The sequence below is a fragment of the Streptomyces sp. ATLC9 genome (genome assembly GCF_057196705.1).
The window spans coordinates 1-472 of sequence record NZ_JBXUOY010000590.1 but is presented as its reverse complement, the minus strand read 5'-3'; the positions used below and the strand labels follow the sequence as shown (position 1 = coordinate 472).

Below are 472 nucleotides of genomic sequence, written 5' to 3'. Positions count from 1 at the left end.
TGGTCGGCAGCGTATTTTGTTTATAAGAGACCGTCCTGGTGCCGGGGCGCCCGGCACGCCGGGGGCCGGGCCTCCGGCGGGCCCGCCCGCGGGCGACGGCGACGGCCACGGCGGTCAGCGTGCCCCCGTAGAGCCACCCGGCGTGCACGGCCAGGGCGGTCACCAGCTCCACCAGCCGCTCGGTCGGCCCGCCCGAGCCTCCGTCGACGAAGACGAGTCCGGCGGTGAACGCGATCGGCACGGCGATCGGCGCGGCGGCCAGGTCGGCCGGGCGCACCCACAGCGCGCACACGGCGCTGACGAGCACGAAGGAGGTCCCGTAGACGACCGGGTCGCCGCCCAGCAGCAGCGCGTCCAGCCCGCCGGCCAGCAGCATCGCACCCGCGGCCAGCAGTCCGCAGCCCAGCCCGGTCAGGCGCGCGCCCGGTGGCCACTCGCGCCGGGCGGCCCCGGCGTCCGCGCGGGGCGGGCC

The 472-nt window shown here is 78.4% G+C and carries 1 protein-coding gene; it reads right to left on the bottom strand.

Translation table 11 applies throughout. The features are described from left to right. A partial coding sequence (locus tag AC2CJA_RS27210; RefSeq protein ID WP_484605279.1) for a DUF6542 domain-containing protein occupies window positions 1-472 on the bottom strand: 472 nt, incomplete at both ends.